The sequence below is a fragment of the Rossellomorea sp. RS05 genome, assembly GCF_039822645.1.
Lineage (GTDB): Bacteria > Bacillota > Bacilli > Bacillales > Bacillaceae_B > Rossellomorea > Rossellomorea marisflavi_B.
In genome coordinates, this window is sequence record NZ_JBDKWY010000004.1 from 175,286 (window position 1) to 190,739 (window position 15,454).

Here is a 15,454-nt window from a genome sequence, read left to right on the forward strand (position 1 = left end):
ACCTATCATACGCAGAAATTATTTTAAAAAGAAGCATCTTTCATACTCAGATGAAAGATGCTTCTTTTTGTTGTCATGAATAGGTTCATAGATCCTAACTCCCTGAGAGGAGGGCTACCAATGCTACAATCGCGTGACTTTCATCTTCTCCTTCAGTCATCACCGTGACATGATTCCCAAAACGAACATCCAGGTCCAGGACTTCCATCAGGTCTTTTCCATTGGCGCAGCACCCTTCCTTGTACAGGGTAACGTGTGAAGAGAAGGACCGTGCTCTTTGAACGAAATAGGAGGTATTGGTGGCGGAAAGTCCTCTTATCAAACAGATATTTACTTTCTGCACGCGCAATTATTTCACCTTCTTTTCCTTCTTTAGATGGTTTTGATGATGCGACCGGGATTCCCGGCAACCAAGACATGGTCGGGAACATCCTTTGTCACAACGGTACCAGAGGCAATGACACTATTATTCCCAATCGTCACACCTGGGTTGATAATCGCTCCACCGCCGATCCACACGTTATCCCCGATGGTTACGGGTTTTCCGTATTCTAAGCCAGAAACCCTCTCTTTATAATTTAAGGGGTGGGTGGCGGTATAGATATGAACACCAGGTGCCAAGAAGCAATTGTGACCGATCTTAATTTCACAGACATCTAACATAATACAGTTGAAGTTTGCAAAGAAGTTTTCACCTACATGAATATTAGAACCGTAGTCACATTGAAATCCTTTCTCAACATGAAACTGTTCACCAGTGGAGCCGAACAGTTCTTTTAACAAGTCCACTCTTCTGGGGTCAGCTGTAGGAGGCTGACTGATATCATCTAATAATCTCCTGGCATCTTGGCGTTCCTGTACCAAAACGGTATCACCGGGATCATATAAATGTCCGGCAAGCATTTTTTCTTTTTCAGTCTTCATGCTCATATTCCTCCTGTTTAATGGCTTACAAAAAGGACGTTCCGTTCATCACGTAAGGGAAGTCTGATCCAGAAGAAGTTCTATGCACAACCGCTGAAGCCCCCTCAGATAATCCTTGGACCAATTACTGATTACCAGCTCAGGGAGATGGCTTTCTGGAATAAACGTACGGCTTCTTTGTAAGATGGTTGTGATGTCAGAACCATCAATCTCCTGATCAGAGAAAATTACGGAATGGGGGTTGATGATAGCGGTGAAGGCAGCGATCAGTTGTCCGACCGCATCCGCTCCATGACCTTGTAATGATCCGGGTGAAATTTGTTCCTGGGAGAGGGATTGCCCAAAGCTCTTCCCGTGAACCTGTGGTACAAAGGAAATCTCCCCTGTGAAATGGGATTTTCCACGAACCAACTCTCCATTCACAAGGAGACCCGCCCCTGGACCGTTATGGCCAAAATAGAGATAGATGAAGGTGGACGAGCTTGGTTCAACGTATGAATCGTTGTAGCTATAGCCCAAAACGGCGGCGTTCATGTCATTTTCAACCGTAGTAGGAGTTCCGAACTTCTCCTCTATTAGTGCTTTTAAATTAAGCCCATACAGGTCTTCATAATGAGGAGCATAGAGGATGTCTCCTTGCCCGTTCACTGAGACTGGGACTCCGAGCGAGACAGCCGAAATCCTGGGAAATCGATCCAACAGCCCGGAAACCAATTGAAGCAAAGGGGTCACATTCCCCTTGCCCAGTGAATCAGCAACCATGCCTTCCTCCAACACCTCGCCGAAACTATTGAATACTATAAATCCTAATTCGTCTTTTTCCACATAGACGGAGAGCCCCTGCTTGAAGTGGGGATTGTATCGGTAGCGCTTTGCCCTCCGCCCGCCGTTGGACTCATCTAACCCACCTAGCGATACTTCTCCCTGTTTTTCCATGTTTTCAAGTAACTTGGTAGCAGTGGGGAAGCTGATGGTCAGATGCTTGCTAATCTCGGCTGTAGTGGCAGAATCATGTACTAAGAAGAACTGACGAATGCGGTAGAGATAGTCTTCAGATCTGCTTTTCATCTGGACCCAGTCCTTTCTATATCAACTTATTAAAATCGTTTAAAAAGTAGTCATTCATACTATAACAGGCTGAGAATGCTATGGCAAACCCATTTTTTTTCAAAAATAAGACTAGATAGGGAAAGTACGTTTGTGATATAGTAGCACCAACTTATTAAAAGAGTTTAAAAAGTGTCGGTTTCACCCCTATCCGTGCATTGGAAGCTAACGGATAGGCACAGAAAAATTTACTATCGAATGGAGTGGAGATAAGTGAAAATCGAACATATCGCCCTTTGGGTAAATGATTTGGAAAAAACAAAAGCCTTCTACATGAAGTATTTTCATGCTTCTTGCAATGATTTATATACCAATGAAATGAGAGGATTCTCATCGTATTTCCTCACGTTTTCAGGTGCAGCCAGATTAGAGATCATGAAGATGCACCAAGTCGACAAAAAAGCAGAACCTTTCCAGCTGGGGTGGGCCCATATGGCGATATCGGTGGGGTCCAAGGAGGATGTAGATGAGTTGACGGAACGATTAAGGGAAGATGGCTATACCATCTTCGGAGAGCCGCGGATCACGGGAGATGGCTACTATGAAAGCGTCGTATTGGACCCGGAAGGAAATCACGTGGAGATTACGCTATGAAAGGCGGTCTCTTTCAAGACACAGTTAGGAATGGGGTAGAGGAAGATGTTGAAGTATGCAGGGTTGATCCTATTTGGAGGGTTAATTTCCTTTTTGTTCGGCTGGGCATTATTGTCCTTTTTACAAGTGATCTTGTAATGACGATGGGGCTTAGGCACTTGTACGAACGAGAAGGTAGGAAAGGGGTGCAATGTGAACCAATCGTTGACTAAACAACAAATTCAAGCCTGGAGGATGTCGATCTACTTTATTTTTGCCCTTCCTGGTTTATCCATGGCCACATGGGTATCAAGGACACCTGAGATCCGGCATACACTCGGCGCAACGACGGCCGAACTTGGATGGATTATTTTCGGTATGTCTGTTGGGGCCATCATCGGTTTGACGTGTGCAAGTCATCTTATTGCTAAGAAAGGGGCTCGGTTCTCCATGGTTACAGGAGTAGCCATCAGTGCAATCGGGCTCCTGACCGTCAGTCTGGGTGTTTCTGTTCTCACCCAAAGCAGCCTCGTCTTCCTCGGACTTGGGATCTTCGGATTTGGCAATGGGATCTGTAATGTGGCGATGAACGTTGAGGGGACAGCGGTCGAAGGAGCCACCCAAAAGTCTCTCCTGACTGGGTTTCATGCCGCATTTAGTGTCGGAACGTTGGTTGGGGCCATCATTGGATCTGCAGCGATTAAAAGCAGCATTCCTGTACCAGTGCATCTACTAGGAATCGCTTTCCTCACAGTGGCGGTGATGGGTAGTTTATCTAAGTATGTACCAATTGGTACAGGGAAAGAGGATCGTAGCCAACCCAACGCTGTACCGATGGGGTTCAAGGAAAGAATGGCCATTTGGAAGGAACCTAGGACGTTGCTGATCAGTTTGATAGTACTTGGCATGGCTTTTGCAGAAGGTTCGGCAAATGACTGGCTCCACATCCTTATGGTGGATGGCTATGATGTAAGTCCTGCCACGGGCTCCTTTGCGTTTGGCCTATTCGTAGGAGCGATGACAATCGGGAGGATGGTCGGAGGCCGTGTATTGGATCGCTGGGGCAGGGTATTCGTGCTGAGAGTGTCTTCTTTGCTGGCCATTGCAGGCTTACTGATTGTCATCTTCGGGGGAAATGTACCAATTGCCATGATCGGAATTGTGATGTGGGGACTAGGTGCTGCATTCGGCTTCCCGGTAGGGTTATCGGCTGCTGGTGATGATTCGCGGGGAGTGGCGGTCAGGGTCAGTGCAGTGGCCTCAGCGGGATATTTTGCCTTCCTGGTCGGACCACCGTTCTTGGGGTTTCTCGGTGAGAAGATCGGATTACTCCATGCCCTATTTGTGGTGTTGGTGACCGTTACCATTGCGGGAATGTTGGCGCATGCTGCCAAACCTCCGGGAAGGGATGACTTGATGCGAAAGCAGGATTCTCTTTGTGAAAAGTGAGGATAGAATGAGACTCATGGAAACAGATTACGAGATCCTTTTCTTCAGTTCATCAAGCTCTCCCCTAAGCTGCTGATTTTCTTTTTTGATAGTTGATACTTCTGAAACCATGAATGCTACTGCGCTTACTGTAGATAATAAGATAATATCAAAAACACCCATGCCGATCCTCTCCTTTATGATTATTCGATTCAGGGGATACGATAACAGATATTGGTAATTGGTTCAATGGGTTTTAAGAGCTGTAGAAGATCGAATTTCAGAAAAAGTCGGTTCCCTGTCATCAGGAAATCGACTTTTTGTTCTTCCATCCAGCCCATCACGTGCACTGTTTGTATTCGTTTACATCTTCCACGACCCGTCTCATCGTTTGCTCCCAGAAGGCAGGATGGGACAGGTCGATGTTGAAGTGCTTCTTCGTCAGTTCTTCCAGTGGTAACATACCGGTTTCACTCAGGAACGACTGGAAGCTCTGGGCAAATCCGTCGTGCTCGTGGGCAAGCTCGAGTAGGCCGATGCTGAAGAGGAAGCCGAAGGAGTAGGGGTAGTTATAGAAGGAAATGTCCGCCCGAAAGAAGTGCGGGTATTTCAACCACAGGTACGGTTCGTATTCCTTTAATCTGTTTCCATACGCTTTTTGCTGCGAGACGAGGAGGAGTGCTTCCATCTCCTCTGCTGGGAGCGGTCCTGATTTTCGCTTTTCATAAAAGGCCGTTTCAAATAGATAGGCAGCCCGGATAGACATCAAATAGTTGATGCTTCGCTCCACTTTCCAGCCAAGGATGGATTTTTTGATGGCCGGGTCATGTGTCCCTTGGATGACCTCATCGATCAGGGCCGTTTCAAATAGAATCGAAGCGCTCTCGGCCGTGGTCATTTCGAGTGTCTCATCCAGGGAACGGAGAGTGGGACTGCTGCTCATCTGTTTGAAATGCCAGGCGTGACCGAGCTCATGCGCCAGTCGTCTTGCACTATCCAGGCTGTTGTCAAAGCTGAGGGAAATCCTTGACTCTCCTTGAGCGAGGAACGGTGCACAGAAGCCGCCGGATGGTTTTCCGGGGCGGGCTTCCGCATCCACCCAGCCGTTTGAGAGGGCTTCTTTTACAAAGTCCGACATCCTGGGATCGATAGTTTTGAGGGAGGTCAATATCCCTTCGATTGCCTGTGGGAAAGGGACCTTAGGTGAAGCATCTTCAGGTGACGTCATAAGCTCCAGCCAAGACAGTTTTTCTTTACGGTGCTCTTTCGCTTTGATGGTGAGGTATGCGGAGAACCCATCCAGATTTGCATCGACTGCGTCCCACATAGCGTGAAGAGTCGCACCGGAGATCCCATTCGCGACGAGGGAGTCATCAAGGTAGTCGACATGGTCCTGCTTGTGATCCTGTAGCCTCAACCCGACTATTTCGTTATAAATGGACGCTGCTTCAGGTGCCTTTTCTTGTAGCGCACAATTCAGACCCTGAAATGCGCGCTCCCTGATGGCGGGATCGGCATGGGTCATGGCGATTTTATTGGCTTCAGAAAAAGGCAAAATCGTTTCGCCTTCTCCGAGATCGGCATGTACGGTCAGGTTCCTGACCTGTTCGAGATACCGATCTTCAAGGGACTTTAGTGCTGTGAGGGAACCATTCGAACTGGCTCCGCCAGTGAGTTCAGCTATGAGACGACGCTGGGGAATGGTGTAGGACCAGCCCTCCCGTTGAGAGTGGCTCATGGTGTCAAGCAGCTCCTGCCAGTTGGAGCGGATGGTACGGGCTTCTGTCGTTAAGAATGTGATCGTGGAGTGGAATGACGATAATGTAGTGGGGGCGATTTCTTCCACCGTCAGGCAGTAATAGAAGGATTCGGCTGAATCAAGATATTGGATGATGTCAGAAAGGCGATGTAAATCCTGTTCCTTGGGCATTTTCGTTGTATCGAACGAACGCAGGGTTTTCCCAATCGTGTTCAACTGTTGGTCCCACTGTTCCATATCAAAACCCGATAAAAGGGTGTTCAGATTCCAGCGCGTCGGTGTATGAAGCGTTCTCATTTATAGTCCTCCTTCAAAGGTCGGTCTGTTTTCACCATACCATAATCATCCAAAATGTTTGATTGATGAGGAAGAGGAAAAGGACTATAATTTGGAAATCGTCATGGTTTAGACACAAACAGCAGGGCGGATAACGGTAAATAAGTAGTATTCTAGTATCGTTTGAGAGAATTGTATAAAAGGGGAATGGAAATGAAGAAAGCAGCATGCTTACTGATTTCACTAGTAATGATGACACTTGTGGCCTGTGCACCGGAGCAAGATCAATCGTCAGCAAAAGAGGATACGAAACCAGTAAGCGAACAGAAAGCAGATGAAAGCAAAAAAGACAGCGCTAAAAGTGAAGCGCCTGAAGCCAAGGAATCCAAGGATGAACCAGAAAAACGTGCCAGCGAGCCTGCGACCACGGCTTCTGCTACAAGCATCAATGGGGACATTGACTACAGCGACTATAAACTGATCGAAGTGGATGGCGGGGACCGGTCCGGTGATCGTGAGCCCAACGTCCGTGTGGATATCGGATTCGGTGACAGGGAATACTGGGCGTTCACGAATGAGTACGGTCAGCTGATTCGGGTAGAGGCGAAGAAAATCATTCTTCAGGATGATAAAACGGAGCCGGTCAAGTCGTCGGGCAGGTATTATTACGATGAAGCCAATGTTCCAGGTACGGAGCGTTCCTACCTCGACCAGGGGCATGTGATCGCCGACTCACTGGGCGGAGTGTCCAATGCCTATAACATCACCCCGCAGGACAGCACTCTCAATCGTCACGGAGATCAAGCCTACATGGAAAAAGTGATCCGCGATGCCGGAGGAGTGACGGACTTCGTCGCCAAGATCAGCTATCCTGATACCGAAACGCAAATTCCTGATCATTACACGTATACATACATTATGAAGGGGCGGACCGTGACGGATGACTTCGATAACGTGAACCCGGATGACGTAAATGCACGTGCAGAAGCCGAGCCTGAAGCGGCTCCGGACGCTCCCGCAACTCAGGAGACTACTCACGATATCAGTAAGATTGATACGGACCACAACGGCAGGGTGACAATCGCAGAGGCAAAAGCGGCCGGATTCAAGATGCCAATCACAAGTGATTCATGGCTCTATGAATATATGGATGACCGCGATGGTGATGGTATGGTCGGGGAATAAAGAAGAATGACAGGTTAACCGGTATATTCGGTTGGCCTTTTTTAATGTGGAAACACAAAAAACCCCCTTTGCACAAACAAAGGGGTAAAAAGGGGGTCAATGACAATTTGTCTCCTTCATCATACAATGGATGTGATTGATTTACAACTTTAAAGTGGGAAAGTTCTGAATATTTATTATCAATCATTTATATTTTTGCATATTGGAAGTATATGACACCATCTGGATTCTCGCTCCCAATTGTAGTAAGATTAACTGCATTTCTATTGACTGGCGATTCAGTCTACACACAAAGAACATATCAGACTCGTATACTTGCAAAAACATCATCAAGGACCCAGGAGGCTTTATGAAGCGTAAAGGAATTACATTGAAACTATTTCTACTGACGGTTGTCGTGTTCATGTGCTTTTACGGCATGATCATTTTGGCGCATATGCTCTTTTTTCAGGATTTTTATCAGAAGTACAAGATCAAGGGCGTGGAGTCCGCGCTGGAGAGGTTCTCGGAGCATTATGTGAATGAGGATTGGAGTGCGCATAGAGCGTCACGGGAAGCCGTGAAGTTCATGTCGGAGAATAAGAGTCAGCTGACGATCGTGGACACGGATGGGGATCTGACGTTGAATGACCCGTATCATATCACGCTGAAACAAAAAGACGGGTCGCTTGTGGTCGTTTCGCTGTCGTTCTTCATGAATACATATGGGCAGGAATTGAAGGCGGCGGCGATCGAAAAAGGAAGTACGTTGACGGTGTGGGGAGCGCTGGATCAGGAACAAAAGGATGCCCCTACGGTGATGTATCCCTTCCAGATTACCCAAAAGGGTTTCCCGTCGATCGGGGAGGACGTGGATGCCTCCTATGCGGATAAGGTGACGGGGGAAGTGGTCGAACGGGTCCTGCCCCGGTCGAAGGCATGGAACACCCAGCAGGGACTGCTATTCGATGCGTTGAATGAATTATTCCCTTTGAAGCCGGCGCAGGAAAAGAAGGTCAAGGACATGAAGCTGCAGAAGATCGACTGGACGGAGCCATGGAGCGGGACGCATAACATGGTCATCATCGATCCGGTGAAAACGAAAGCCGGTAAGACCGAACTCCTCGTGTCCGTGACGTCCCTGCAGGAAGTCCAGGATACGAACAATGCCCTCCAGCTCTTCTACTTGTACCTGGGGATCGGCGGGCTCTTCCTCATTATCATTCTATCGTTCTTCTTCTCGCGGTTGGTCAGCAAGCCCCTGATCAAGCTGGACAAGATGGCGAAGCGGATGGTTAAGCTGGATTTCACAGTCGATTCCCCCGTCCGTCAGAAAGATGAAATCGGGAATCTGTCCAACCGCATGCTGCTCATGGCGAGGAATCTCGATCAGGCGTTGAAGGAGCTCGAGGAGAAGAACGTCCAGCTCCTTGCCGATATGGAGCAGAAGAATGAGATGGAGAAGATCCAACAGGACTTCTTCGCCAATGCCTCCCATGAGCTGAAGACACCGCTCAGCATCATCAAGAGTTTTGCGGAGGGACTGAAGGATGGCATCGGGGCGAACAAGCAGGATCATTATTTCGAGGTCATCGTCGAAGAGGCGGAGAAGATGGAGGGGCTGCTGACGGACATGCTCGACCTGGCCAAATTGGAGGCAAGAACCATCAAGCTGCGGAAGACTTCCTTCCTATTGAGTGACCTGATCGATAAGGCTTCGAATAAATTGGTCTATTCCCTGAAGGAAAAAGATCTCGACGTCGTCATCGGCTCCACCAAGGAGCTGCCGATCGTGGCCGATTATGGCTGGATGGAGAAGGTGATGCTGAACTTCCTGGTGAATTCCATCCGCCATGCGGAGAAGGGAAGCACCATCTCCATAGATATTGAGAGCGATGACCACGACACAACTTTCATCCTCCGGAACAGGGGCGACAACATCCCTGAAGACACGCTCGATCATATCTGGAAGCGGTTCTACCGTGGGGAGCTGTCGCGCAGCCGCCAAACGGGCGGGACGGGACTCGGACTGTCGATCGCCCAGCAGATCCTCGATATGCATCACTGTGAGTATAAGGTCGAGAACCTCGAGGATGGAGTCCAATTTACTATACTATTTACAAATTAAAGGCAAAAGGACACACAAAAGACATACGACCCTTTTACACTAATTGAAGAATCAGGCTGGAGGAACGAAGATAATGGGTAAAACAGTTTTGCTTGTGGAAGATGAAGCGAGGATCAGGGAGATCATTTCGGACTATTTCATCCAGGATGGCTGGGAGGTCCATGAAGCAGAGGATGGCGATGTGGCGCTGGAGAAGCTGGATTCCATCTCTCCGGACCTCCTCATCCTGGACGTGATGATGCCGAAGGTGAATGGATTCGAGGTGTGCCGCCGTGTACGCCTCAAGTCGGGTGTCCCCATCATCCTGCTGACCGCAAAGGGGGCTGACAGCGATAAGATCAACGGATTCGAGCTCGGGGCCGATGAGTATGTGACGAAGCCTTTCAGTCCGCGGGTGCTGGTGGCACGGGCGAATTCCCTCATGAAGCGGGTGAAGGAAAGCTATCTGCCGAACGGTCATATGATCGGGTTCGGTTCTGCACTCCTGAATACGCTGGCACGCCGTCTGGAAGTGGACGGGGCCGAAGTGGAACTCACGCCGAAAGAATATGATCTCCTGCTCTTGCTCATCGAGAACAAGAATATTGTGCTATCCAGGGATACGATCCTCGACCGGGTGTGGGGCATGGACTTCGACGGAGACAGCCGTGTCGTCGACACCCACATCCGGAAGCTGAGAAGCAAGCTCGGGACGGAATCCCATTACATCCGCACCGTCATCCGGACGGGGTATAAATTTGAAGGAGACAACAATGGATAAATTAAGCCGTTTCTATCAACGGATCGCCGTGAGATGGGTCGTGCACACGACGTTCTACTTGGCGATCCTGCTGATTTTATTCTTTTTATACAGCTTCCACAGTGCCAATACCGGAAGCTATATTTACAATGATTTTTAACGTGGAGAAGGGAATCGAACTATGGACTTTTTGTTAAACATTCAAGAGCATGCAACACAATCACCGGAACAGCAGGCCTTCACAGCGAATGGGCAGGCACTATCATACGGGGAGCTTTGGGGACGATCCGATCAACTCGCCTCTTATCTGCTGGACGCCTACATCCTTCCGCGTCAGACCCCGATCGTCGTCTACGGACATATGGAGCCGGGTATGCCCGTCGCCTTCCTGGGAAGCGTCAAGGCAGGTTTCCCGTACATTCCCATCGACACCTCCATCCCGGATGAGCGGGTCCGGTCCATCATCGAGAACTCGGGCGCCGGACTGATAATCAACGTGTCGGGGCAACCCATCCCGTTTGCCACCGTTCCGGTACTGGCATTGGACGCGTTCGACTGGAACGAAGCGACGAGCGTGACGCCCGGGACGTGGGTCAAAGACGATGAAGTGTATTACATCATCTACACGTCAGGGAGCACGGGGAATCCAAAAGGGGTCCAGATCACGGGCGGCAACCTGGAGAGCTTCGTGGACTGGATGAAAGAGGATTTCCCGATCGGGGAGCACAAAGTCTTCCTCAACCAGGCACCGTTCTCCTTCGACCTCTCCGTCATGGACTTGTATCCGGCGCTCGTGACCGGGGGAACCCTATTTGCCCTCCCAAAAGCTTGCGTCGACAAGCCGAAAGTAATGTTTGAAACCCTGGAAGCATCCGGCGTCCAGGTGTGGACATCGACCCCATCGTTCATGCAGATGTGCCTCATGGACCCAGGATTTAATGAAGCGAAGATGCCAAACGTCGAGCTGTTCCAGTTCTGCGGGGAAACACTGCCGGTCTCGGTGGCGAAGGAGCTCCGCAAACGATTCCCGAAAGCCGTCATCTTTAATACATATGGGCCAACGGAAGCAACGGTCGCCGTCACCTCGATCGAGATCACGGACCGTATCCTGGCCGATCACGGATCACTGCCGGTCGGGTACAGTAAATCCGATACCCGGATCCTCATCCTGAATGAACAAGGAGAGCCTGCAGCGGACGGGGAAGCAGGTGAGGTCATCATCGCCGGTCCGAGCGTGAGTAAAGGCTACCTCGGTGCGCCCCATCTTACGGAGAAGTCGTTCTTTTCGTATAAAGGAACGTGGGCTTACCGCACAGGGGATGCCGGTTATGCCCGTGAAGGCTGCATCTTCTACCAGGGGCGTCTGGATTTCCAGATCAAGCTGCACGGATACCGCATGGAGCTTGAGGAAATCGAATTCCAGATCAATCAGTGCCCGTACGTCCAATCGACGGTCGTCCTCCCTCACCAGAATGGAGAAAAGATCGATTATCTTGTGGCCACGATCATCCCGGGTGACCATCCATTCGAGAAGGAGCATCACCTCACGTCGTTCATCCGGAAGGAGCTACAGAAGACGCTGCCTTCTTATATGGTCCCGCGTAAGTTCATCTACAAAGGGAGCCTGCCGATCACAACGAATGGGAAACTCGACCGCAAGCGCATTAAGGATGAGGTTCTTGCATGACGGTATATGGCTCGTTTCTATTCTTTATCCTCATCGGAATACTGCTGTTGCCGACGGTCATCCTCGGCTTAAAGGGCAAGAGCTTCCGTGTCTATAACCTGATCATCTCGGTGGTCATCCTGGCCCTGATCTTCTCGGGGGAGGCGAGAGGATTTGCGACCTTGATCGCCTTCACCGTGTTTCAGGTGCTGCTGATCAAAGGGTATATGGCGTACCGCTCGAAGCGGAATGCAGGAGGCGTCTTCTATCTCATGGTGGCGCTATCCCTCCTGCCCCTGATTCTATCCAAGGTGCTTCCGTTTCTAGCCTTCGATAACTGGGCCACATTCCTCGGGATCTCCTACCTGACGTTCAAAGCCGTCCAGATGGTCATCGAAATCCGGGACGGCCTGATCAAGGAGCAGCCGCCGGTCTACCGGATCGCTTATTTCATGCTGTTCTACCCATCGCTCTCCTCGGGACCGATCGACCGGTACCGGAGATTCGAGAAAGATGAGGGGACCGTATGGGATGCTGCGGACTACCAATCCCTCCTGTACTCGGGATTACATAAGATTTTCATCGGATTCCTTTATAAATTCATCATCGGATATGCGGTCAATACCTATTTCATCATGAACCTGCCGTATATGACGTCGAACAAGATCCTCTATAACCTGCTCTATATGTACGGCTACAGCATGTACCTGTTCTTCGATTTCGCCGGGTATACGGCGTTTGCCGTCGGTATCAGCTACATGATGGGCATACGGACCCCTGAGAACTTCAACAAGCCGTTCCTGAGCCGGAATATCAAGGACTTCTGGAACCGGTGGCATATGACCCTGTCCTTCTGGTTCAGGGATTATGTGTTCATGCGCTTCATGTTCCTCATGAAGAAGAAGCGCTGGATCAAGAACAAGATGCTGCTGTCGAATCTCGGCTACATCCTGCTGTTCACCCTCATGGGGGTGTGGCACGGCCTGGCGATCCAGTACATAGTCTACGGACTCTATCATGCGGCCGTCATGGTCAGCTATAACTTTTTCGAGAAATGGAACAAGAAGCACAAGAAGTGGCCGGCGAACCGGTTCACGACCGTCGTATCCATTGTGATCACCTTCCATGTGATCTGCTTCGGATTCTATCTATTCTCAGGACAACCATTCCACTAGGAGGAAACACGAATATGAATTTTGAACAAGAAGTATTAGACATTATTGCAGAGGTTTGCCAGGAAGATGCGGTGAAAGAAACCCCGGATATGGACCTGTTTGAAGAGGGTCTGCTCGATTCATTCGGCACCGTGGAAATGCTCGTCGAATTCGAGGACAGGCTCGGAATCCTCGTCCCGATCACGGAGTTTGACCGTGACGTATGGAACACGCCAAATGCGATCATCAAGCAGCTGAAGAATCTGAAATGAAGAAAAAGCGACACGTCTTCGGCCCGATGATCCTTGCATTCGTGCTGTTCATCGGCATGCTATCGGTACCGAACAAGTGGCTCGTGAAGCTCATGCCCGACGGCCGGCTCGATGAGGCAGCGAGTTCCCTGAACTCGAACATGTTTGCCGGGACCTTCCTGCAGGATGAGATGCTTGAGGACCCTACGTATCTACCGATCTATGGATCTTCCGAATTCTCGCGATGGGACCGGTATCACCCCTCGAACTATTTCAAGGTGACTGATGCCGGCTTCAAGCCGTTCCTCGTCGGAAAAGGGGGCACCACCTCCATCATCCACGCCATCAACCTGGCGAGTCACGCCGATCAGCTCCAACAGAAGCAGATGGTGATCATCGTCTCGCCTCAATGGTTCGTGAAGAACGGGACCGATGAAAATCACTTCGCCCCGAACTATTCAGCCCTGCAGGCCATGGATCTCCCGTCCAATTCCATCCTCGGTGAAGACACGAAAACGAAGCTGATGAAGCGGATGATGTCCTATAATACGGTGAAAAACGATACGCTCGTATATGAACTGTACGATGCGTATCTTCATGATAAAACCGCTACATACCAAGGGCTGTCAGCCTTGTCGAACCTGTACGGAAAGGTGCTGGAGAAAAAGGATCTGTACTATTCATTGTTCACGATTTCATCGGCCCAGCGCAATGCCTCGAACAAGGTCGAAGGTCAATCGTGGGACGCCCTCATGAAGATGGCCGACCGCACGGGGGAACGCCACACGCAACACAGCCGGTTCAACATCGACGACAAGGTATACAAAAAACAAGCCCGAGAGATCGCGGCTAAAAAAGGGAAGAACAAGGATCACTCCTACGGGGTATCCAAGGAGTATGATGACTTCCAGCTGCTCATGGACGTATTGAAACAATCGAAAGCCGAACCGCTCTTCGTCATCCTGCCCGTAAACGGCGAGTACTACGATTACACAGGCTTCCCGAAGAAGGGAAGGGATGACTACTACAAGCGGATCACCTCGCAAATCGCAGTTAATGGCTTCGAGTATACAGACTACTCCGATCACGAATATGATCCCTATTTCCTGAAGGATACAATCCACATCGCGTGGAAGGGATGGGTGTATCTCGACCGGGATATTGATTCGTTTGTGAAGACGGGGAAGGCGTTTAGGGAAGAGTAAGGAATGAGGGAAAGGCAGCCGGTTGATTGGCTGCCTTTTTCGGTGGATTCGTGGTGAACTTACTTCTTTTTCTTTTTTCTCCAGTCCCTGCATGCAACGAAACATGCTAAACTGGTAGAATATGCAATCCATTACCGTTCCATCGCAAGGAGAGACATACATGAAGCATAAAATTGCCCTGCTGGCTGATGTCCATGGAAATGCAACAGCGTTAAAAGCAGTGATAGAAGACTCGATTGTAGAAGGTGTCACGGATTATTGGTTTCTCGGGGACCTGATCATGCCGGGACCGGGAACGAATGACCTGTTTGAGATGTTGGAGGGCGCAGGTGCCTCTGTCTATGTGAGGGGGAACTGGGAAGATAGTTTCCTTGATGTCCTGAAGAAGGAAGTGGACCTTCACCATCCTACCGATCTCTATGTTTCAAAGCTTGCACACTATCAGTGTGAGAACCTAAAACCAGCGTATATAGAACGGATCAGGAACCTGCCGCTGCACCTGACGAAGCAAGTGAATCACTTGTCGATCAGCATCAGCCATCACCTTCCCACGAAAAGTCACGGAGGCGATCTGTGGCCGACGAATGATCAGAAGAACTTTGATGAATTGGTCAAAGAAGGGGTTGATGTTGCGGTGTATGCTCACACTCATCACCAGCTCCTCCGCTATAGCAGCGAAGATCAGCTGATTATCAACCCAGGAAGCATCGGTCAGCCATTCTATAAGTGGGATTCGTTCGGGAATGATCGGCGCGCTCAATATGCCATTCTTGAAATCGACGACACAGGTGTTGCCGATGTAAGGTTCAGAAAAGTGAGCTATGACGCAAGACAGGAACTGGAGAACGCCCGGCAGCTGAACCTGCCTTTCGTGGAACTATACGAAGAAATGCTCGAGACCGGCAAAACGTATACCCACGACAGGGAACGATTGCAAGCATTAATCACAAAATACGGCTATGATGAGGACGTCTCAGCCTTCTTTGAAAGGTTGAGAACCCGTGGGGAATGACCCCACTTGGGCATCCCCTGCATCTTTGACGACTGTTCTCATTTATGATACCATCAGACAGTTATCAC

16 protein-coding genes are annotated in these 15,454 nt (G+C 49.7%); 11 read left to right on the plus strand and 5 right to left on the minus strand.

The window, feature by feature from the left end:
- Positions 1 to 94 precede the first annotated feature (94 nt).
- From ABJ225_RS12910 to ABJ225_RS12920, 3 genes are read right to left on the minus strand one after another with little or no spacing between them, the layout of a single operon-like run.
- A complete protein-coding gene (locus ABJ225_RS12910) occupies positions 95 to 343 on the minus strand; it encodes an HPr family phosphocarrier protein (RefSeq protein ID WP_160316540.1) in 249 nt (82 codons plus the stop codon).
- Between the two features lie 29 nt (positions 344 to 372).
- Positions 373 to 924 (minus strand): sugar O-acetyltransferase, encoded by a 552-nt coding sequence (locus ABJ225_RS12915; RefSeq protein ID WP_218245389.1) that lies wholly within the window; start codon positions 922 to 924, stop codon positions 373 to 375.
- A gap of 48 nt (positions 925 to 972) precedes the next feature.
- Positions 973 to 1,992, minus strand: coding sequence for an ROK family transcriptional regulator (locus ABJ225_RS12920; protein WP_347320610.1), 1,020 nt, complete (start codon positions 1,990 to 1,992; stop codon positions 973 to 975).
- A 252-nt stretch (positions 1,993 to 2,244) separates the two neighbouring features.
- Between ABJ225_RS12920 and ABJ225_RS12925 the strand changes: the two genes are divergently transcribed.
- A complete protein-coding gene (locus ABJ225_RS12925; protein ID WP_218245391.1) occupies positions 2,245 to 2,625 on the plus strand; it encodes a VOC family protein in 381 nt (126 codons plus the stop codon).
- Positions 2,626 to 2,829: 204 nt separating this feature from the next.
- Positions 2,830 to 4,053 carry an MFS transporter gene (locus ABJ225_RS12930; protein WP_347320612.1) on the plus strand — a complete coding sequence of 408 codons (1,224 nt, stop codon included), beginning with the start codon at positions 2,830 to 2,832 and terminating at the stop codon, positions 4,051 to 4,053.
- A 27-nt stretch (positions 4,054 to 4,080) separates the two neighbouring features.
- Here the strand turns inward: ABJ225_RS12930 and ABJ225_RS12935 are convergent, their stop codons facing one another.
- The gene (locus ABJ225_RS12935; RefSeq protein WP_347320614.1) at positions 4,081 to 4,215 is read right to left on the minus strand and encodes a hypothetical protein; all 135 of its coding nucleotides are present in this window, start codon (positions 4,213 to 4,215) and stop codon (positions 4,081 to 4,083) included.
- Positions 4,216 to 4,372: 157 nt separating this feature from the next.
- Positions 4,373 to 6,088, minus strand: coding sequence for a M3 family metallopeptidase (locus tag ABJ225_RS12940; protein WP_347320617.1), 1,716 nt, complete (start codon positions 6,086 to 6,088; stop codon positions 4,373 to 4,375).
- Positions 6,089 to 6,280: 192 nt separating this feature from the next.
- On the opposite strand from ABJ225_RS12940, the gene ABJ225_RS12945 reads away from it, so the two are divergent.
- From ABJ225_RS12945 to ABJ225_RS12985, 9 genes are all read left to right on the plus strand, one after another.
- Positions 6,281 to 7,252, plus strand: coding sequence for a DNA/RNA non-specific endonuclease (locus ABJ225_RS12945; RefSeq protein ID WP_347320619.1), 972 nt, complete (start codon positions 6,281 to 6,283; stop codon positions 7,250 to 7,252).
- 349 nt (positions 7,253 to 7,601) lie between these two features.
- The gene (locus ABJ225_RS12950) at positions 7,602 to 9,359 is read left to right on the plus strand and encodes a sensor histidine kinase (RefSeq protein ID WP_347320621.1); all 1,758 of its coding nucleotides are present in this window, start codon (positions 7,602 to 7,604) and stop codon (positions 9,357 to 9,359) included.
- 73 nt (positions 9,360 to 9,432) lie between these two features.
- The gene (locus tag ABJ225_RS12955; RefSeq protein ID WP_347320623.1) at positions 9,433 to 10,119 is read left to right on the plus strand and encodes a response regulator transcription factor; all 687 of its coding nucleotides are present in this window, start codon (positions 9,433 to 9,435) and stop codon (positions 10,117 to 10,119) included.
- Positions 10,112 to 10,258, plus strand: coding sequence for a teichoic acid D-Ala incorporation-associated protein DltX (locus ABJ225_RS12960; RefSeq protein WP_048013815.1), 147 nt, complete (start codon positions 10,112 to 10,114; stop codon positions 10,256 to 10,258). Before ABJ225_RS12955 ends, ABJ225_RS12960 begins: the two co-directional genes overlap by 8 nt.
- Before the next feature lie 21 nt (positions 10,259 to 10,279).
- Complete coding sequence (gene dltA, locus ABJ225_RS12965) at positions 10,280 to 11,785, plus strand: D-alanine--poly(phosphoribitol) ligase subunit DltA (RefSeq protein WP_347320626.1); 1,506 nt, start codon at positions 10,280 to 10,282, stop codon at positions 11,783 to 11,785.
- A complete protein-coding gene (gene dltB, locus ABJ225_RS12970) occupies positions 11,782 to 12,939 on the plus strand; it encodes a D-alanyl-lipoteichoic acid biosynthesis protein DltB (protein WP_347320628.1) in 1,158 nt (385 codons plus the stop codon). Before dltA ends, dltB begins: the two co-directional genes overlap by 4 nt.
- A gap of 14 nt (positions 12,940 to 12,953) precedes the next feature.
- Positions 12,954 to 13,190, plus strand: coding sequence for a D-alanine--poly(phosphoribitol) ligase subunit DltC (gene dltC / locus ABJ225_RS12975; protein ID WP_056533522.1), 237 nt, complete (start codon positions 12,954 to 12,956; stop codon positions 13,188 to 13,190).
- Positions 13,187 to 14,374 (plus strand): D-alanyl-lipoteichoic acid biosynthesis protein DltD, encoded by a 1,188-nt coding sequence (dltD, locus tag ABJ225_RS12980; protein ID WP_347320630.1) that lies wholly within the window; start codon positions 13,187 to 13,189, stop codon positions 14,372 to 14,374. Before dltC ends, dltD begins: the two co-directional genes overlap by 4 nt.
- A gap of 160 nt (positions 14,375 to 14,534) precedes the next feature.
- Positions 14,535 to 15,386: a metallophosphoesterase family protein gene (locus ABJ225_RS12985; RefSeq protein ID WP_079514947.1), complete on the plus strand. Its 852-nt coding sequence runs from the start codon at positions 14,535 to 14,537 to the stop codon at positions 15,384 to 15,386.
- Positions 15,387 to 15,454: the final 68 nt, after the last annotated feature.